Below are 19014 nucleotides of genomic sequence, written 5' to 3'. Positions count from 1 at the left end.
ACCCCTCCGTAGCTCCTTGGCCACTCAGAGCGAAGCTAGTTAACTAGATTAGACCTAGTGGACTAGATTTTCCATATGCGTGAGCAACCTCCGTACCTGCGCATCGCAGACGCCCTGCAAGAGCGCATCGCCAGCGGGGAATGGGCACCGGGCGACCGTTTGCCCTCGCGCGCTCAGCTCGCGCGCGAGCTCGGCGTAGGCGACAACGTCGTGCGCCGCGCGCAGGAACTCCTCATCCTCCAGGGCGCTTTGGAAGGCCGCGCGGGCTCAGGCACGTTCGTCGCCGAGCCGCGCCAGCGGCTTCGGCTGGTCCGCTCCCGAGCCCGCGAAGACCGCGGAGGTTCACCCTTCCAGGCCGACATGACCAGCCTTGGCCGGCGGGGCACCTGGGAGAGCCGCACCGACGCCAAGGTCCCGGCGCCAGCGGACATCGCAGCCCGCCTCGGCATCGCCGAGGGCGACCTCTGCGTCCGCACGTCCTACGAGTACTTCGCCGACGGCAAGCCGATCCAGCTGTCTACCAGTTGGGAGCCCTACGCCCTCACCGCAGGCACGATCATCGTCCTGCCCGAGGGCGGGCCGCTTGCCGGCGCCGGCGTGGTCGGCCGCATGGCAGAGATCGGCATCACGGTCAGCCACTTCACCGAACAGCCTGAGCCCCGGCAGGTGAGCGACGAGGAAGCCTCCCTCCTCGGCGTGCAGCGCGGCTCCCTCGTCACGCACATCCGGCGCACGTACATCGCCGACGACGGCCGCGCGGTCGAGACAGCCGACATCGTCCTCCCCGCAGGCCTCTGCGAACTGGTCTACGAAGTACCCATCACCCCCTGAGCGTCCACGGACTTCCGCATGCAGCGGAACCGCCTCCGCCTCAGATTCGGCTGAAACATCAGGCGCGGTCGTCGCAGCTGTCACAGTGTCACGCACCCGCCCCGGATGCTCCCACGCCAGCTGATCCAGCGCCCCAATGTTTCAGCCCGCATGCCCACAACGCGCACCGACAGACATGCGGCAAGTCAGCCGTTAGCAGGGCGGCGCATCCCGTCCAACTCCTAGAATCCTCAAGACATCAAGAGAACTTCATGTCTTGGGGGAGACTTGGCCGCGGCCGAACAGATTGTGACGATCGCAGCCGTCCTCGTGGGTGCGCTGACGACGCACCTCACCAACCACGCGATGGAGCGGCGCCGGAAACAACACGAGCTGCTGACCCGGTGGGACGAGAAGAAGCTCCACGCGTACGAGGGCTACATTGACAGGATCAGGTCGTGCGTCTTCCTCGCCGTCCACCTCTACGAGCACAAGGAAGGCATCCACGCGAGCAACAAGGCCGAGCACGAGCTCACCGCGGAGCTGGCGGAGGCCAACTGGCAGCGTGGCCGCGCCTTCGAGCGCATCATGCTCCTTGGCGGCGACGAGGTCGTAGAGGCTGCGCACCGGCTCAACGCGGCAGCCCTCGAAGTCGACTGGCAGGCCGGCGGCAAGGTCCACGGCACGCTTGACGAGTGGCGCACCCGAAATCGCGCCGTCTTCGGCGCTATCAATGAGTTCCACGACGCCGCCCGCCAGGACCTCGGCGTCCAGGGCAACGTCACCGGCGAAAGCCACCCGGAGCGTGACCTGTTGTTGCCGCCCCCGCGGGGCGGCTCGAACGGCAACCGCTCCTAAATGACAGGTGATTGTGCTGCGGACACCAACTGATGCAATCTCACTGCCAGATTCAGCCCTACCGAGTCAAGGGCGCGCGCCCTGCGCGCCGCTGCCCCGTCCGTGCGGCCGACGCCAAGCTGCGGGCTGACGCCCGGTCCCGGCGCGACCGCCAGAACGGGGCAGCGCGGTGGCTGGGGCCGGCGGCGTTGCCCTCGAGCGGCAAGCTATTCGGTCACGCTCAGGCAACAACATATGCATGGTAGCCCCCTGGTGCACACCGAGAAGTTAAGCTGCCCATCAACTCAACAGACAGGGGCCTGAGGTGACTCAAAGTGAGACGCTGTTTGATGACGAGTCCGGCGAGGAATCCGAGGACACGACAAGCGAGCAGCGGGAACCTCTGAACCTTGCAGACCGTGAACGCCGCCTGGTTACTCAGCCTTACGACCTTTCCCTCAGCACCCTTGTTGATGACATTAAGAAAGATCGCCTACTCCTCAGCATTGAATACCAGCGCCAATATGTCTGGGATAATGCAAAGGCGAGCCGCCTGATTGAGAGCCTTTTGCTCAATATTCCAGTGCCGGTCTGCTATTTTGCAGAGAACGAGGAGGGAGCCTATGAAGTAATCGATGGGCTCCAGAGAATCACAACCATCAGCAACTATCTTGAAAACGGCTTTGCGCTAAAGGGAATTCCAGTCCTCTCTGAGCTCGAAGGGAAGACTTTTTCCGAGCTCAGCATGCGTGATCAGAGGCGGCTAAGCGGTCGCACTATCCGATGCATTGTAATTACCGAGGACTCCGACCCTGATATCAAGTTTGACGTGTTCGAGAGGCTCAATACCGGCTCGGCTCGATTGGGGTCACAGGAGCTACGGAACTGCATTTATCGGGGCGACCTAAATGACTTCTTGAAGCGGACGGCAAGGGTGCCCTACTTTGAGGGGATTCTGAGCGGCATCAGGAATCATCGAATGGATTTCCAGGAGCTAATTCTCCGGTTCTTTGCCCTGAACGAAGATATCGCTAAGTATCGCCCGCCGCTTCGGCAGCTTCTAAACGGGTATATGCGCAAAAACCGGGCCAAACCACCGGCAGAGGAAGAAGTCGATCTTTTTGCGGATGTATGTCGCACCGTCGGTGATGTATTTGGGTCAACGGCTTTCAGGCTCCCCACTGCCTCTGGGCGTCCAGCTCCTGGCATGAATAAGGCGCTGTTTGACGCAATTATGATTTCTTTTGCTCATGCCGACCGGTCCGCAATCCGGGCGAAAGCGCGCGAAGTAAATGAATTGCGATTGCAACTTCTTGCGGATGAGGATTTTCTATTCTCAATTGGGCGCGCGACCGCTGACCGCTCGCGTATGCACTACAGGGTACTCAGGTTCGCCGTTGGCCTTGAGGAGTTGGGCGTGCGGTGTGAGCTGACGAATCTTCTGGGTGCGTGAGGAATGCCGGCGAAGATTGCTGCGTATGATGATTTTGTCAATAGTACGGACGAGATCAATCACCTTCTTGCGGCGCGCCCATCCTCACCATTGATGCCCAGAGCAGAGGACGCGGTGAGATTGGAGAACGCTGTCCACCGCGCCTGCCTAGTTCTGCTAGTGGCCCACTTTGAGGGCTTCGCTAAAGCTGCTCTGCGGGAATATGTAGACGAGATCTGCGCAGTACGCCCGCCAGCTCGAAAAGTTCCACCTGCTTTCCTTGAGCTGTTCACGCGGGAACGCATTCAAGAAATTGCTTCACTCTCTCCCGGGGAGGAGAGGGTTAATAGAACTAGGAGGCTTTTTTCGGGGTTCTCCGGACTATGGGATGATGAGCGCTCCATAGACCCGAGAGTAATATCTTCAAAAATTCTCGCGCGGCAAATGACCAGCTTGCGCCCTGATGTTCTACGCGAGGCATTTGCCCTGATTGGAATTTCCGACATAATTCATGAAGCAACTGAAGCTCTGCACATAGACGGATTTAGCATTAGGGTCGATGTCAAGCTGGAGGAGATCGTAAATAAGCGAAACCTGATTGCCCATGGCGACTATTCCGTGAAACCCACTTCGGCGGAATTGGAGGGTTATGTCGAGTTCTTCATGTCTGTGGGTGGAGCATTCTCGGAGATCGTAGCGAAGGCAATTGATGGCGCATGCACGCTCCGACCATCGCGGTAGAGAGCGAGATTGTTACAAGTTTCGCTACTGGTTCAAGGGCGCGCACAGCACGCCAGCGCGCGGCCCAGCCGCTCGCCGTCGCTCCTGTCTTGCGCCCCGCTTCGGCGGCGGCCGGCCGCGCACGTCGAGCGTGCGGCCGGGAGGGATGCCGAGGTTAGAGCCCGCCGGGGCTGAGGGCGGGCCGGGTTCCGACCGTCGCCTTACCCCGAGGGAACTAGCTTCTGCTCAAGGGGATTTGAGGACCTGAGTCGCATGCGGTGTCAGTGCTCGTGGCTAGCATGGCGGGCATGGGAGCCAAGCGTCCAAAAGTGCCAAGCGACCTACGGCGGCGCGTGCTCATCGAGGCTGGTCATCGATGCGCCATTCCTACATGCCGTTCCACGCCTGTCGAGATCGCCCATATCGTTCCATGGGCAAAGGTTCGAACGCACGAGTTCAAGAATCTCATCGCGCTTTGTCCGACATGCCATGCCCGCTTCGATGACCCGCGTGGGGCTATCGATCGGACTGCAATGAGGCAGTACAAGGCGAACCTAAATCCGCTGCTTATAGCTGCCAGTGTTGGCAAGCCGGAGCAGATCGGACTCCTGGCGGCCTACCAGGAGTTTAGGGTGCGCTTCTCCTCGTGGATTACATCGGAGCTAGAGCATGCTGCGATGAAAAGAAAGCGGCGCTCGTCTCCTGAGATGGTAGAGGAGATTCGACTAAAGTCGATTGACTGTTTCGCATGGGCGCTCGGCGCGACTCTCGATTTTCAGCGAGCGTGGGAGAATTCTGACGCTTCCGGGCTGGCTGGCGCCATCTTCTTTCACGTTGCCGAATGGAGTGACGACTTGGCCGAAAGCCCTCTCCCTCTGCCCAAAAAGATCGCCCAGCGCGACATTATGGAGGAGATTTCCGAAGCGTCGGCAGAACTTCATCTTGCAGTGTGCGAGGCGGTCGGATTCTAGGGTCGGCCCGACCCGGTACATGCCCCCTACGCGAGGACTGCGATCGCCCCACCTACTGACGGCCCGCAGGCGGGATCCCGCGTGCCACAGGCGTGCCAGATTCGGCGGTACGTGGCGGTCAGTCGCGGGTGCCGGCGGTGCGGTGGCCGGGGAACGGGCAGGTCGGGTGGGGTACAGGTCACGCCGGGTGTCGAATGCCTGTCCTTGTAAAGAAGGTGTCCAGACCGACGGAACCGGACGATGATGGCCCGCATGATGCTCAACGGTTCACCGGCCGCGGCCCCCAGGATGCTGCTCCTGGACCGCGTCGACTTCGAACCTGGCTGCTATGTGTTCGATCTCGACCAGCCACTGTTCCTGAACCCTGGAGACCAGATCTGGGCGGAGCGCAGTTCGGTGATCGTGCAGCGCGCGGTCACCGGGCTGGTGGAGCGACCTGCTGGCAGCATGAACGCCGAGCGGTGGGCCTACAAGCTGTTGTAGTGCGGCCTGGCTGAGCCGCGCGCAGCAGTCAGGCTGAGTGTCTAACTGCGCTACAACAGGTGCGCACATCGGCGGACGGCTACGGACAGCCGGGGACCGTCCGGGCAGGTCAGTGGCACTACTCCCCAAGGTCGGACGGGTGGTCAGGTTGCTTCGGGACGAAGAGGCCGTGGGTTAAGTCCCGCCACCCCGACCCAGGTCAGAGGCTCTATCGGAGAGATCCGATAGAGCCTCTGACGTATGTGCCAGCAGGAAAGTACAGCAACCCCGTGAACACTTGATGCCCTTCATCGACCACGCCAGCGCAACTCATCGTGACACAGTCCGCCGACGGCCCGTGCAGCCGCCGTCGGGCCTCTTAGCGATTGACATCGCTTACACCTGCTGTCGCCTCAGGCCGGATTTGCTCCGCTCATCGTGATCGGCCCTCTGAGGGTGACGTCTTGGGGGTACGGTCTGAGACAGTGTCAGTGACGATTCGGGGGCACGATGACGGGCATTGAAATCGCGGTCGGGTACGTGTTCGCCTGGGTACTCCGCAAGACGCACCGACTGGCTGGTCGGGCTGATGCAGAGGTCGATCGTGGTCTGGACGCTGGAATGGACCGGCTGCATGACCTGGTTAGCCGCAAGTTGGGACAAGACCCCGCGCTTCAGCGGGCGTGTGAGGAGGCTGAGTCCGGGCACGAGGAGCTGCACCCGCGCACTCGTCAGCGCCTCGAACTTGCGTTGGAAGACGCGACGGAGCACGACGCAGACTTCGCTGCCGCACTGCAGCGGGAGGTGGACGAGTTGCAGGCGCTGTCTGGCTCGGCCGGAGGGGTGTCAGCTGGCAACGGCGGGCAGGCCGTAGGCGGGAACGTGGAAATCCGCGCCGACCATGGGTCTGCGGCTGCTTTCACCATGGGGGACGTGAGCCTGGGAAACCCTCCACAGCCGGGTCCGCACCAGGGCTGAACGCACCCGGCAATATCTCAGCCCCTCAGGTCACAGCGGACAACGCTGTCTACGCCGATCACCATGCGGTCGCCGTCGGCCACGCGGAGTTCGTCGCGTACTACTCCGCTCCTAAGCCTCCGGTGTCCTGGCCCCACCAGGTAGGTGTGATCCCTTCTCGCGCCCGCTCCTTCCAGCACCGGGCTGTCGTGGACGAGGTACGGAAGGCAATCGCCAACGGCGGGACGGCAGTGCTCTACCACGTACTGTCGGGAGCCGGCGGAGTTGGCAAGACCCAGCTGGCCGCAGACTATGCCCGCAACGCATTGCGGTCTGGCACGGTGGACCTGCTCGTTTGGATCAACGCCGGTACCCGCACGACGGCGGTGTCCGGGTATGCCCAGGCCGCTGTCGAGGTTCTGGGCGCCGACCCGGCCAATCCAGAGCGCGCCGCAGAGGAGTTCCTCGCCTGGCTTGAACCCAAGGCCGAAGCAGAGCCGTGCCGATGGCTGATCGTCCTGGATGACATCACCGACCCTGCCGATCTACGCGGTCTCCGGCCACCGGCCAACCTCAACGGCCGCACCCTGGTCACCAGCCGACGCCGTGATGCCGCCATAGTTGGGGATGGCCAGCTCCGGGTGCCGGTGGGTCTGTTCACCCCGAACGAGGCCACCGCCTACTTGCGCGCAGCGCTGGCCGCACACGGTCGCTACGAGCCAGCCCAGCATCTTCGGGGCCTCGCCGCCGACCTCGGCTATCTCCCACTCGCCTTGTCCCAAGCCGTCGCCTACCTCATCGACGCTGACCTGAACTGCGCCGACTACCGCGAACTTCTAGCCGACCAGACACGCCGCTTGGCGGATCTGCTGCCTGAGCCCGATGCCCTGCCGGATGACCAGACCGCAAGCGTGGCCGCCGCCTGGTCGTTGTCGATCACCCGCGCGGAACGGCTCAGCCCAGCCGGCCTCGCCCGCCCCATACTTCAGCTGGTAGCGATGCTCGACTCCAATGGCATCCCTGACGCTATTCTAACAAGTCGACCTTTTCTCGCCTTTCTCTCTGTAGTCCTCGACCGCAACGAAGTGACCAACGCTGCTAGGCCGCAAGGTCGGCGGTCCTGGCTTTGGAAACGTCAACGGTCGCCTAACTGGGTCACAGATATGCAAGTAACTAGTGCCATCAGGGCTCTGCATCGTCTTAATCTGATAGACCACACCCCTAGCACCCCCCTCCAGGCAGTAAGCATTCATCAGCTCATCCAGCGCGCGGTCCGAGATGGCATTACTTACGGGCAGCACCTCCTGATCACCCAAGTCGCCGCAGACGCAATCCGTGCCGTCTGGCCCGAGAGCGAACGGGAGGCCGACCTGGTCCGCGCCCTGCATGCGAATGCCGACGCCCTCACCCGTCACGCCGGTGATGCCCTGTGGCAACCCAGCTGCCACTCCCTGCTCGTTCACGCCGGACAAAGTCTCAGCAAGAGCGGCCAGTTCACTGCGGCGGTCAGCCACCACCAATATCTGGCGAACACATCCCACCGTCGTCTCGGCCCCGACCACCCCGAGACCCTAGCCTTCCAAGTGAGCCTCGCAATTGCGCGCGGTGAAGCTGGCGACGCCGTCGGCGCAGCCGTCGAACTCAGCGAGCTGCTGGATCGCACGCTGCGAGTGCTGGGCCCAAAACACATCCACACTCTGACGGTCCGGGGCTACCTCGCCCACTGGCGAGGCGAAGCAGGGGACGCAGCCGGTGCAGTCACAGCCAGCAGGGAGCTGCTGGAACGCATGAGGCGGGTGCTCGGCCCCAAGCATCCTCACACTCTGGCAGTCCGGGGCTACCACGCCCACTGGCAGGGACGTGCGGGGAACGCAGCCGACGCCGTCGACGATTTCGCCAAACTACTGGAGCACACCCTGCAGTTATCGGGACCTGAACACCCCGGCACGCTGACGATCAGGGGCTACTTGGCCCACTGGCGGTGTCAAGCAGGAGACCTAGCCGGGGCGAGCACCGAGTTCGCCCACCTACTGAACGTCAGGCTTCGCGTACAGGGCCCTGACCATCGCGACACCCTAATTACACGGGGCAGTCTCATCGAGTGCCAGGGGCGGGCCGGTGACGCCGCAGGGGCGGCAGCGGATCAAGCCGAGCTACTCGAGCACATGCTGCGGGTACTGGGCCCGGACCACCCTGACACCCTGGGGGTCCGAGTCGGTCTCGCCAAATGGCGGGGGATGGCGGGCGACGCAGCCGATGCTGTCAGTCTGCTTTCAGCGGCCTTTCCCGATGTCGTGCGGGTAATGGGCGCGGATCACCCTGCTGCTCTGGCTGTCGGGAGCAGCCTCACCTACTGGCGTGGCAAATCCGGAGACACAACCGCTGCAGCTGCTGCTGAGGAAACAACTGACGAATGACGCAGGGCGCAGCGCGCTGTGAACCCGCCACCCGGAAGCCGGCCGCTGGCCGATCTCGCAGCGAGGTCAGTGCCACCTACGCCGCCCTCGGCTCCGAGTCCAGCGATCAGAGCCCGTAACTGGCACGAAGTCTTGCTCCCGCCACCATCTCGGACCCTCATCACCCCACCGCCAGAGGCTGACGCTCCGGAAGGTGATCTAAGTGGGCGTTTCAGCTAGGAACATGCCCATTGATCCCGGTTCCTGGGAAGGTCTGCAGGCCCGCTCTGCGCGACTCCCGAGGCCAGGGTGGCTGGAGTGCCGCTGGTGCAGGATGGCCTGCCCGAACCGTGTGGCTCGTCCTGTCTCGTCCCAGGAGGCCGGGCCTGGCGGCACACGTCCCCCGACTGCCGCGGCCTCTGGCCACAGCGGCGATCCCGCAGTATGCCTTCATCATGACGGCCCGCCGACCGTATCCGAGCGACCTGTCCGACGCCCGCTGGGCCCTGGTCGAACCCACCCTCACCGCCTGGCGCGAGGAACGTACCGCACGAGCCCGCACCTTCGGCCGGCCACCCGAGCACGACCTACGCGACCTGCTGGACGCGATCCTCTACGTCGACCGCACCGGCATCCCCTGGCGATACCTCCCGCACGACTACCCGCCGCACCAGACCGTCTACGCCTACTTCGCCCGCTGGCAACGCGACGGAGTGTTCGAGCAGCTCAACGGCTTCCTGCGGCGCCTCGTCCGCACCGCCGAGGGCCGCGATCCAGCACCGAGCGCCTGCAACCTCGACTCCCAGAGCGTGAAGACCTCCACCAACGTCCCCACCGCGACCCAGGGAATCGACGTCGGAAAGAAGATCGTCGGCAGGAAGCGAAACATCGTCACCGACACCATCGGCCTGCTGCTGGCCGTGCTGGTTACCGCCGCGAGCGTGCACGACGGCACCGCCGGCCGACAGCTCCTGACGCGGGTTGCCACCGACCACCCCACCATCCGCAAGGCCTGGGCCGACATGGGCTACAAGAACGCCGTCATCGAACACGGCGCCACCCTCGGCATCGACGTCGAGATCGTCCTTCGCGACCCCGCAACCAGGGGGTTCGCCGTCCAGCCCCGCCGCTGGATCGTCGAACGCACCCTGGGCTGGCTAATGAACCACCGCCGCCTCGCCCGCGACTACGAAGCCCTCCCCGCCAGATCCGAAGCCATGATCCACGTCGCAATGATCAGCCTCATGACCCGCCGCCTCACCGGCGAAACCACCCCCACCTGGCGCGGAACCTGACCTCGCCAACCAGGAACGAAACGCCCACTAAGTTGGCCCGCTGCCTACGGGGCAGCGACTTGGGAGGAAGTTCGCAAGATCCTCGATGCTCGGCGCGCTGTCCCCGGAGACGGTAGAGCTGGGGAGTGAGCGGGGAGTGGATCTTGAATCAGCAACCCCGCTCAACCGCATGGAGCCAACGCCACCAACCTCCTCACATAGAGGTTCGAATCTTCCTCCTGAGTGCGGCCACACCGTGACCTCATTCGGGACGAAGAGGCCGTGGGTTCAAATCCCGCCACCCCGACCCAGCCCAGAGGGCCCATCGGAGAGATCCGATGGGCCCTCTGGCGTTTCCGGTTGCTGAGGAGCCGTCGGCGGGGCCGTGCGCCTCTGTCGGCGACTGCCGCGTGATCCACGACGCATGGCGGGCCCGAGGGCCTTTCGGCGTGACAGGGTGTCCGCTCGACGGCGGCCTGGCCGTCGCCCACCGTGCGCAGGCGGGCCCGGTTCCGGCCGTCACGCCCAGGTCCGAGCCGCCGATCAGGACTCCGCTGTGGCTGCCGGCCGCACTGGGGCCCTGGAGCCGGTGGGTGTCCCCGCCGGCGTCGCGTCAGAGCACGGACGCGAGGGCCGTGCGGGAGGTGATGCCCAGCTTGGGGTAGGCCTTGTAGAGGTGGTGGGCGACGGTGCGAGGGCTCAGGAAGAGTTGGGCGGCGATGTCGCGGTTGGTGAGGCCTTGGGCGGCCAGGCGAGCGATCTGGAGTTCTTGAGGGGTCAGCGGGGTCAGGGGGGTCTGCGGGCTCTGTGGGGACAGCGGGGTGTCGGGAGCGGGGGTGCCGGTGGCGGAGAGTTCGGTGCGGGCGCGGGTGGACCAGGGGTGGGCGGCGAGGCGGTCGAAGGTTTCCAGGGCGAAGTGGAGGTGGGGGCGGGCGTCGGTGCGGCGGCGGGTGCGGCGGAGCCATTCGCCGTAGAGGAGGGCGGTGCGGGCGTGTTCGAAGGGGCGGTGGGTGGTGGCGTGGAGGTCGAGGGCCGCGCGGTAGGCCGGTTCGGCGAGTTCGTCGGGGCCGAGGAGCGCCTGGCAGCGCAGGCGTAGGGCTTCGGCCCAGGGGCGGTCGGCGGCGGCGGTCCAGCGGGCGAAGCGTTCGTAGGGTTCGGCGGCGCGGTCCGGGGTGCCGAGGCGGACGGCGGCCTCGACCAGGTCGGGGACGGCGCGGGTGGCGCAGACGTGGTGGCGGTGCGGGCCGGTGGTGAGGGGGTGGAGGCGGTCCGCGGCGCCGGCGGCCCGGCCCTGGCCGAGGTCGAGCAGGGCGAGTGCCCAGTGGGCCCAGGGGCGGCCGGCGGCGGGGGCGGCGGTCTGCGGGCCGATGGTGGCGAGGGCGGTGGTGGCCAATTCGGTGCAGCGCTCGGTGCGGCCGTCCAGGGCGGCCAGGTAGGCGAGCAGGGCGCTGAGTTGGCTGACCCACTGGTGCTGGCCGGTGTCCTGGGCGAGTGCGAGGGCCTCGGTGGCGGTGAGTTCGGCGTCGGCGTGGCGGCCGTGGAAGAGCTCGGCCTCGGCGAGGAAGAACTGCAGGGTGGGCATCACCCCGACGGTGCCCCTGGCACGGGCCTCGGCGACCAGTTCGCCGCCCAGTTCGACGGTCTCCTCGTCCCGGCCGAGGATGAGGGTGGCGCCACAGAGCTGGACGAGGTCGACGGGGGTCTCGGCGCCGGCCCGGCGGGCGGCCCCGGCGCTCTCCCGGACGGGCGGCAGGGGCCCGGCGGGCCTGCCGAGGGCCGGGAGGACGGCGGCGGGCAGGTGGCGGGCGAGCGGGGCCAGGGGGTCGTCGGGGGCGAGCGGGAGCGCGGCGAGCCGGTCGAGCACCGCGACCACCGCCTCCTCCCCCGCGTACCAGGCGGCGTGGAAGGCCTGGAACAGCATCCGGGCGGCGTGCGAGGGCTCGATGTCCGTGCCGGCGGCGTCGAGCAGCAGCCGGTTCGCCGTCGGGTACGAGCCGCGCCAGAAGTGCGCGGTGGCCCGGACCTGGTCCAGCAGGGCGTGCGCGAGGACGTTGTCGGTGCGGCCGGCGGCCTCGTCCGCGAGCGCCTCGGCCCGTACCAACTCACCTTCCTCGGTGGCGGCTTCGGCGGCCAGGACGAGTCGGCGGGTGGCGGCGTCGCGGTCGGGGGTGAGCCGGGCGGCGCGCTCGTACGCGGCGGCACCGCCGTGGCCGCCGCGGCGCTCGGCGCGGACGGCGGTGCGTTCCAGCGCGTCGGCGAGGTCGGCGTCGGGGACGGTGGCGGCGAGGGCGCGGTGCCAGGTGCGGCGGTCGCCGTCGGGCAGCGCCTCGGCGATGGTCCGGTGGACCGTCAGCCGCTGGTGGTGCGGGGCGCGTTGCAGGATCGCGGAGCGCAGCAGTGGGTGGCGGAACGCGATCCGGCGGTCGGCGGTGACCGTCACCAGGCCGGATTCCTCGGCGGGGGTGAGCTGTTCGGCGCCGACGCCGAGCGCGGCCGCCGCGGGCAGCACGACGTCCAGCTCGCCGCTCTCCTCGGCGGCGGCGATCAGCAGCAGGGTCTGGGTGGCCGGGGGCAGGCTGGTGACCTGGCCGTGGAAGGCGATCAGCAGCCGGCTGGTGAGCGGCAGCCCGCCCGCGGTGTGCGGCTGCGGCCCGGCGGCGACCGGGAGTTCGGTGAGGGCGAGCGGGTTGCCGGCGGCCTCGGCGAGCAGCCGGTCGCGGACGGCGGCGGGCAGGTCGGGGCCGGCCCGGTGTGCCAGCAGGCGGGTGGCGTCGGTCTCGGACAGGCCGCTCACCCGCAGTTCGGGGAGGCCGAGTTGCCGCTCCGCGGAGGCGCCGCCCTCGGTGCGGGTGGCGAGCAGCAGGGCGACCCCCTCGGCCTGGAGCCGCCGGGCGGCCAGCAGCAACGCGTCCAGGGAGGCGCGGTCCAGCCACTGCACGTCGTCGATCACGCACAACAGCGGCTGTTCGGAGGCGAGTTCGGCGAGCAGTCCGAGGGTGGCGAGGCCGACCAGCAGCCGGTCCGCAGTCGCCGTCGACGAGTCGCCGAGCCCGAACGCCGCTTCCAGGGACCGTCGTTGCGGCCCGGGCAGGGCGTCCAGCCGGTCCAGACCGGGGGTGAGCAGCAGGCTCAGCCCGGCGAAGGGCAGTTCGGCCTCGTACTCGACGCCGGCCGCCCGGATCACCCGGAAGCCCGTCCCGGCCCGCGCGACGGCGTCGTCGAGCAGCGCGGTCTTGCCGATCCCCGCCTCGCCGCGCAGCAGCAGGGCCCCGCTGCGTCCGTCCCCCGCCGCCGCCAACAGCCCGGCCACGGCGGCCTGTTCGTGTTCCCTCCCGTACAGCATGCCCCCGACCCTACCCAGCCGGCCGTCGGTACCCCGCGGCGAGAGCTACGTACCGCCATGCCTATACGTGACCGATTCGCCCGGCCCGGCCCGTCCATACCTTGGTTGAGCAGCGGGAACGACCCGCCCAACCACCCACCGGAACACGGGAGACAGCCATGACCGAGATCACCGTCGCTGCCCTCCAGCAGCTCGCCGAGCGCTACCTCGCGGTCTGGAACGAGACCGACCCGGCGGCCCGCCGCAAGCTGATCGACGAGGTCTGGGCCGAGGACGGCCGCTACACCGACCCGCTGGCCGCCGTCGCCGGCCGGGACGCGATCGACGCGCTGATCGGCGCGGCCCAGGCCCAGTTCCCGGGGCTGGAGTTCACCCTCGGCCCGGTGGACGCGCACCACGACATCGCCCGGTTCACCTGGAACCTCGGCCCGGCCGGCGCCGAGCCGGTGGTGATCGGCTTCGACGTGCTGGCGGCCACCCCGGACGGCCGGATCGGCGCGGTGTACGGCTTCCTGGACCGCGTGCCGGGCGCCTGAGCCGCCGGCGCGACCCGCCCGGAGGGGCGCCGCCGGGCCACCCGGCGGCGCCCCTCCCCGAACCGGACCCCGGTCCCCGCCCCGATCCCCGCCCCGAGCCCCGAGCCCTTGAGGAGAGCCCGAGATGAGCACCGCCCTGGACACCCGGCGGTCGGCCGAAGCCGCGGCCGCCGCTGCGCCGAAGGCAGCCACGGCCCCCAGGGGCCTGCTGCTGGTCGTCCTGACCGCCACCTTCATGACCTCCCTCGACGTCTTCGTCGTCAACGTCGCCGTCCCCTCCCTCCAGGCCGACCTGGGCGCCGGCCCCGCCGCCGTCCAGTGGGTGATGGCCGGGTTCAGCCTGGCCCTGGCGGCCGGGCTGGTCACCGCCGGCCGGCTCGGCGACCGCTACGGCCGCCGCCGGGTGTTCGCGCTCGGCCTGGCCCTGTTCACCCTCGCCTCCGCCGCCTGCGGCCTCGCCCCCACCGCAGGTGCCCTGGTCGGCTCCCGGGTCGTCCAGGGCCTGGCGGCGGCGCTGATGGGCCCGCAGGTGCTGGCGATCCTGCGGACCGCCTTCGGCGGCGCGGCGCAGGCGCGGGCCTTCGCCCGGTACGGGCTGACGATGGGCGTCGGCGCGGTGTTCGGCCAGCTGATCGGCGGGCTCCTGATCCGCGCGGACCTCCTCGGTCTCGGCTGGCGCAGCTGCTTCCTGATCAACCTGCCGATCGGTCTGGCCGCCCTCGCCCTGGTCCGCCGCTGCCTGCCGGAGTCGCGCGCCCCGCAGCGGCCCGGCCTGGACCCGGTCGGCGTCCTGCTGGTCACCCTCGGGCTGACCGCCCTGGTGCTGCCGCTGATCCAGGGGCCGGGGCTCGACTGGCCGCTGTGGACCGGGCTCTGCCTCGCCGCCTCGCTCGCCCTGCTCGCCGCCTTCGCCGTCCACCAGCACCGCACCACGCGTGCCACGCGGGCCACGCGGACCACGCGGACCACCACCCACATCGGCGACACAGCCCCGCTGGTCGACACCCGGCTGTTCCGCAGCCGCGCGTTCAGCGCCGGACTGCTCGCCCAGCTCGCCTTCTGGCTCGGCCAGGCCTCCTTCTTCCTGGTGCTCGCCCTGCACCTGCAGTTCGGCCGCGGCCTGGACGCGCTCGGCGCCGGACTGGTGTTCACCGCGATCGGCCTCGGCTACCTGATCACCTCCAACACCACCCACCTGGTCACCGCCCGGCTCGGCGAGCCGCGCACGATCACCGTCGGCGGCCTGCTGATGGCCGCCGGGCTGGGGCTGCTCGCCCTCGCCGCCTACGGCGCGGCGGACGGCAGCGTCTGGTGGCTGGCGCCCGGGCTGTTCGTCGACGGCCTCGGCATGGGCCTGGTGATCGCCCCGGTCACCACCGTCGCCCTGGCTGCCGTCGAGCCGCAGCTGGCCGGTTCGGCGGCCGGGGTGGTGGCCACCGTGCAGCAGGTCGGCGGCGCCGTCGGGATCGCGCTGATCGGCCTGGTCTACTACGGCGCGGGCGACGCGACCGCCGCCTTCGGCCGCAGCGTGACGGCGCTCGCGGTGCTGGAGCTGGTCCTCGTGGGACTGGTCCGGCTGCTGCCGCGCACGGCCGGGCGTTCCCAGAGCCCCGGGCGCGGTTAGAACCCGAGCGCGGTCAGAACCCGGGCGCGGTTGGAACCCGAGCGCGGTTGGAACCCGAGCGCGGTTGGAACCCCGAGCGTTCTCAGGACTCCGAGCGTTCGTGAACGTCCCGGGAACGGAACGGACAGAACGGCGGGAACGGAACCGGCGGGTGGGTCGAACCCACCCGCCGGTTCCGTTCCCTCCCGCCGATCGGGTTGGATGGTCGGATGAGCGAGGAGAAGAGCGCCGTACCGGCGTGGGAGCAGCGCTTCAGGGCGGCCCGGGTGTCGCTGCCGGACTGGGCCGAGGACGCCCCCGGCCGGGCCCTGTACGTGTCCAACTCGACCGGCACCTACGAGGTCTACGCCTGGGACCGCGCCACCGGAACCCACCGTCAGGTCACCGACCGCCCGAACGGCACCACCGACGCCGAGCTGTCCCCGGACGGCGCCTGGGTCTGGTGGTTCGACGACCACGACGGCGACGAGTTCGGCGTCTGGCGCCGCCAGCCCTTCGCGGGCGGCCCGGACGAGGAGGCCGTGCCCGGTCTCGCCCCCTCCTACTCGGCCGGTCTGGCCCTCGGCCGCGACGGCACGGTGGTCGTCGGCCGCTCCACCGACGAGGACGGCACCACCCTGCACCTGCGCCGCCCCGGCGCCGCCGAGCCGGTCGAGATCTACCGGCACGAGGAGTACGGCGGCGTCGGCGACCTGAGCCACGACGGCACCCTGCTCGCCATCGACCACACCGAGCACGGCGACGCGATGCACTCCGCGATCCGCGTGGTCCGCCTCGGCGGGGACGGCGTCGAGACGGTCGCCGAGCTGGACGAGGTGACCGGCCGGGACGAGCCGCGCGGCGTCGCCTGCCTGGGCTTCGCCCCGGTCGAGGGCGACACCCGCCTGCTGGTCGCCCACCAGCGCACCGGCCGCTGGGAGCCGATGATCTGGGACGTCGCCACCGGCGCCGAGACCGTCCTCCCGCTGCGCGACGAGCAGGGCCGCGAGCTGCCCGGCGACGTCTCCGCGCAGTGGCGCCCCGGGGCCGGGGAGCTGCTGGTCGAGCACGAGTACGAGGCCCGCAGCGAGCTGTTCTCGTACTCGCTCGCGGACGGCCGGCTGACCCGTCTGGACACCCCGCGCGGCACCGTCGGCGGCGCCACCGCCCGTCCGGACGGCACCGTGGAGTACCTGTGGTCCTCCGCCGCCGAGCCCTCCGCCGTCCGCTCCACCGCCGGTGCGGTCGTGCTGCGGGCGCCGGGTCCGGTGCCGCCCCGTTCCGTCCCGGTCGAGGACGTCTGGGTGGACGGCCCCGGCGGGCGGGTGCACGCCCTGGTGCAGCGCCCGGCCGGCCACGCCCCCGGTGACGGCCCGCTGCCGACCGTCTTCGAGATCCACGGCGGCCCGACCCATCACGACAGCGACTCCTTCGCCGCCGGCCCGGCCGCCTGGCTGGACCACGGCTTCGCGGTGGTCCGGGTCAACTACCGGGGCTCGACCGGTTACGGACAGGCCTGGACCGACGCGCTGCACGAGCGGGTCGGCCTGATCGAGCTGGAGGACATCGCCGCCGTCCGGGAGTGGGCGGTGGCCGACGGCCTGGCCGACCCGCAGCGCCTGGTGCTGACCGGCGGCAGCTGGGGCGGCTACCTGACCCTGCTCGGCCTGGGCGTCCAGCCGGAGAGCTGGTCGCTCGGCGTCGCCGCCGTGCCCGTCGCGGACTACCACGCCGCGTACGCCGACGAGATGGAGGCGCTGAAGTCGCTGGACCGCACGCTCTTCGGCGGCACCCCGGAGGATGTCCCGGAGCGCTTCACCGCCTCCTCGCCGCTGACCTACGTCGAGCGGGTGCGGGTGCCGGTCTACATCAGCGCCGGGGTGAACGACCCGCGCTGCCCGATCCGGCAGATCGACAACTACGTCGAGGAGCTGGAGCGGCTCGGCAAGCCGCACGAGGTGTACCGGTACGACGCCGGGCACGGGTCGCTGGTGGTGGAGGAGCGGATCAAGCAGCTGCGGCTGGAGATCGACTTCGTCCGGCGCCACCTCGGCATGCCCGGCGGGGCCGCGGGAGGGGCTGAGTGAGGCGTCCGCTGACGCTCGCGGGGGCGGCGGTGGCGGGGGCGCTGGTGCTCAGCGGTTGTTCGGGCTCGCACGCCGCCGAGGCGGCCTGCCCGCCCCCGGTCGGTCCGGGGCTGCCCAGCCCCACGGCCGCCGTGCCGACCGTGCCGCCCGCTCCGACGGCGGGCGCCTCGACGCCCCCGGCGGGCGCCGTGCCCGGCGCGCCGCTCGCCACGGCGACGAAGGCGGGCGCAGCGGGGGCCGGGGGCGGCTCGTTCGTCGTCCGGGCGGCGTACCAGCCCGGCGACGGCACGGTCCAGCTGGCCAAGGGGTCCAGCGGGTCCAAGGGCTCGTCCGGCTCGGGCTCGAAGGGCTCGAAGGGGTCCAAGGGGCCCAACGGGTCCAAGGGGTCAAACGGGCGCACCGTGCACCACCACATCGACCGCTACGGCTCGGATGGTGTCGGTGGTCACGGCCACTGCCGCAACGCAGTGCCCGAGCAGGACGACGACCTGTCGACGCCGTTCGGCGGCGCCAGCCCGACCTCCCCCTCGCAGACACCGGGCCAACCGCCGACCCAGCCGCCGACCACCGCCGCGACCCCGTCGCCGGTCGCCACCCCGGCCAAGCCGGTGCCCGCGCCCGGCAAACCCACCCGGTAGGGCTCCGAAGGGTCAGTCCAGGACCGGGTCCAGCCCGAGGGCCCGGTCCTGCTCCGCCTCCACCTCGCGGCGCAGCAGGCGGAACCACATGAAGACCACGAAGCCCGCGAAGACGAACCACTCCAGGGTGTAGCCCAGGTTCTGGAAGGCGCGCAGGGTGAGCCCGTCGCCGCCCTGCGGCTGCACGGTCGGTACGGCCGTCAGCCCGGTGGGCACCTGGTCGGCGGCCACCCAGCCGTCGTACCAGCCGTCGTATTCGAGGACGTTCAGCAGCGAGGCCCGGTTGATCATGCCGAGCTGCCCGGCGGGCAGACCACCCGCCACCGCGCCGTTGCTGCCCACCGCCTCGTTGGCCTGCAGCCGTCCGGTCACCGTCACCTGTCCGGTCGGCGGCGCCTCGGCCACGGCCCCGGACGGGGCTCCGGGCACCCAGCCCCGCACCACGGCGACGGCGTGTCCGTCGGCGGTGCGCAGCGGGGTGAGCACGTAGTAGCCCTGCTTGCCGCCCAGCACCCGGTTGGGGACGAGGAGTTGGTGCTCGGTGTCATAGCTGCCGGACACCGTGACGGGCTTGCCGACGGTCTGCGTGGTCACCTGCGGGCTGGCCTGGGTGAGCAGGTCGTCGATCGGCGTGGCGTCACCCGAAGCGGTGAGGGACTGCTTGGTCTCCTGGTGCGTGGTGACGCGGTCCTCGAACCGGCCGAGCTGCCAGGTGCCCAGCCAGACGCACACCGCCACGGCCGCCATGGCCAGTGCGGTGCCGCTGAGCCAGCGCGGAGTCAGGAGGAACCGGTACACACCCCCCACGGTAACCATTCCTCACACCGTCCCGGACCACAGGGTCCACCGAGGACAGAAGGACCGCCGGGCGCGGGCGACGCGGGAACGGGAGGACCGCCGGGCGCGGGCGACGCGGGAGACGCGGGGGCCCCGAGGGGCCGAGCCCGA

At 69.2% G+C, this 19014-nt stretch carries 15 protein-coding genes; 13 read left to right on the top strand and 2 right to left on the bottom strand.

The window, feature by feature from the left end:
* The first annotated feature begins 75 nt into the window (after positions 1 to 75).
* From ACFVWU_RS17540 to ACFVWU_RS17500, 9 genes are all read left to right on the top strand, one after another.
* A complete protein-coding gene (locus ACFVWU_RS17540; protein WP_387621287.1) occupies positions 76 to 831 on the top strand; it encodes a GntR family transcriptional regulator in 756 nt (251 codons plus the stop codon).
* 267 nt (positions 832 to 1098) lie between these two features.
* Entirely contained in the window at positions 1099 to 1668 is a 570-nt protein-coding gene (locus ACFVWU_RS17535; protein WP_387621285.1) for a hypothetical protein, read from the top strand.
* Positions 1669 to 1972: 304 nt separating this feature from the next.
* Complete coding sequence (locus ACFVWU_RS17530; RefSeq protein WP_387621283.1) at positions 1973 to 3100, top strand: DUF262 domain-containing protein; 1128 nt, start codon at positions 1973 to 1975, stop codon at positions 3098 to 3100.
* Between the two features lie 3 nt (positions 3101 to 3103).
* On the top strand, positions 3104 to 3820 hold the full coding sequence (locus ACFVWU_RS17525; RefSeq protein ID WP_387621280.1) for an MAE_28990/MAE_18760 family HEPN-like nuclease: 717 nt from the start codon (positions 3104 to 3106) through the stop codon (positions 3818 to 3820).
* Between the two features lie 287 nt (positions 3821 to 4107).
* Positions 4108 to 4770, top strand: coding sequence for an HNH endonuclease (locus ACFVWU_RS17520; RefSeq protein ID WP_387621277.1), 663 nt, complete (start codon positions 4108 to 4110; stop codon positions 4768 to 4770).
* A 252-nt stretch (positions 4771 to 5022) separates the two neighbouring features.
* Positions 5023 to 5253, top strand: coding sequence for a hypothetical protein (locus tag ACFVWU_RS17515; RefSeq protein WP_387621274.1), 231 nt, complete (start codon positions 5023 to 5025; stop codon positions 5251 to 5253).
* 489 nt (positions 5254 to 5742) lie between these two features.
* A complete protein-coding gene (locus ACFVWU_RS17510; RefSeq protein ID WP_387621271.1) occupies positions 5743 to 6210 on the top strand; it encodes a hypothetical protein in 468 nt (155 codons plus the stop codon).
* A 188-nt stretch (positions 6211 to 6398) separates the two neighbouring features.
* Positions 6399 to 8606, top strand: a complete 2208-nt coding sequence (locus ACFVWU_RS17505; RefSeq protein WP_387621268.1) for a tetratricopeptide repeat protein — start codon at positions 6399 to 6401, stop codon at positions 8604 to 8606.
* Positions 8607 to 9040: 434 nt separating this feature from the next.
* Positions 9041 to 9880 (top strand): IS5 family transposase, encoded by an 840-nt coding sequence (locus ACFVWU_RS17500; RefSeq protein WP_387621266.1) that lies wholly within the window; start codon positions 9041 to 9043, stop codon positions 9878 to 9880.
* A 592-nt stretch (positions 9881 to 10472) separates the two neighbouring features.
* Here ACFVWU_RS17500 and ACFVWU_RS17495 read toward each other — a convergent pair.
* Positions 10473 to 13202, bottom strand: coding sequence for a helix-turn-helix transcriptional regulator (locus ACFVWU_RS17495; protein ID WP_387621263.1), 2730 nt, complete (start codon positions 13200 to 13202; stop codon positions 10473 to 10475).
* Between the two features lie 158 nt (positions 13203 to 13360).
* On the opposite strand from ACFVWU_RS17495, the gene ACFVWU_RS17490 reads away from it, so the two are divergent.
* From ACFVWU_RS17490 to ACFVWU_RS17475, 4 genes are all read left to right on the top strand, one after another.
* Entirely contained in the window at positions 13361 to 13738 is a 378-nt protein-coding gene (locus tag ACFVWU_RS17490) for a nuclear transport factor 2 family protein (protein WP_387621260.1), read from the top strand.
* Between the two features lie 124 nt (positions 13739 to 13862).
* On the top strand, positions 13863 to 15362 hold the full coding sequence (locus tag ACFVWU_RS17485; protein WP_387621258.1) for an MFS transporter: 1500 nt from the start codon (positions 13863 to 13865) through the stop codon (positions 15360 to 15362).
* A 209-nt stretch (positions 15363 to 15571) separates the two neighbouring features.
* Positions 15572 to 17428, top strand: coding sequence for a S9 family peptidase (locus tag ACFVWU_RS17480; RefSeq protein WP_387621256.1), 1857 nt, complete (start codon positions 15572 to 15574; stop codon positions 17426 to 17428).
* Entirely contained in the window at positions 17425 to 18066 is a 642-nt protein-coding gene (locus ACFVWU_RS17475) for a hypothetical protein (protein ID WP_387621253.1), read from the top strand. Before ACFVWU_RS17480 ends, ACFVWU_RS17475 begins: the two co-directional genes overlap by 4 nt.
* A 12-nt stretch (positions 18067 to 18078) precedes the next feature.
* Here the strand turns inward: ACFVWU_RS17475 and ACFVWU_RS17470 are convergent, their stop codons facing one another.
* A complete protein-coding gene (locus tag ACFVWU_RS17470; protein WP_387621250.1) occupies positions 18079 to 18864 on the bottom strand; it encodes an SURF1 family protein in 786 nt (261 codons plus the stop codon).
* Positions 18865 to 19014: the final 150 nt, after the last annotated feature.

The sequence above is a fragment of the Kitasatospora sp. NPDC058190 genome (genome assembly GCF_042883685.1).
Lineage (GTDB): Bacteria > Actinomycetota > Actinomycetes > Streptomycetales > Streptomycetaceae > Kitasatospora.
This window is presented reverse-complemented; position numbering and strand designations above follow the sequence as displayed.

What these genes read in the sequence shown, in the direction of transcription:
- ACFVWU_RS17540 (WP_387621287.1), top strand. Translation starts at nt 76, where the DNA reads ATGCGTGAGCAACCTCCGTACCTGCGCATCGCAGACGCCCTGCAAGAG.
- ACFVWU_RS17525 (WP_387621280.1), top strand. Translation starts at nt 3,104, where the DNA reads ATGCCGGCGAAGATTGCTGCGTATGATGATTTTGTCAATAGTACGGAC.
- ACFVWU_RS17520 (WP_387621277.1), top strand. Translation starts at nt 4,108, where the DNA reads ATGGGAGCCAAGCGTCCAAAAGTGCCAAGCGACCTACGGCGGCGCGTG.
- ACFVWU_RS17515 (WP_387621274.1), top strand. Translation starts at nt 5,023, where the DNA reads ATGATGCTCAACGGTTCACCGGCCGCGGCCCCCAGGATGCTGCTCCTG.
- ACFVWU_RS17510 (WP_387621271.1), top strand. Translation starts at nt 5,743, where the DNA reads ATGACGGGCATTGAAATCGCGGTCGGGTACGTGTTCGCCTGGGTACTC.
- ACFVWU_RS17500 (WP_387621266.1), top strand. Translation starts at nt 9,041, where the DNA reads ATGACGGCCCGCCGACCGTATCCGAGCGACCTGTCCGACGCCCGCTGG.
- ACFVWU_RS17495 (WP_387621263.1), bottom strand. Translation starts at nt 13,202, where the DNA reads ATGCTGTACGGGAGGGAACACGAACAGGCCGCCGTGGCCGGGCTGTTG.
- ACFVWU_RS17490 (WP_387621260.1), top strand. Translation starts at nt 13,361, where the DNA reads ATGACCGAGATCACCGTCGCTGCCCTCCAGCAGCTCGCCGAGCGCTAC.
- ACFVWU_RS17485 (WP_387621258.1), top strand. Translation starts at nt 13,863, where the DNA reads ATGAGCACCGCCCTGGACACCCGGCGGTCGGCCGAAGCCGCGGCCGCC.
- ACFVWU_RS17480 (WP_387621256.1), top strand. Translation starts at nt 15,572, where the DNA reads ATGAGCGAGGAGAAGAGCGCCGTACCGGCGTGGGAGCAGCGCTTCAGG.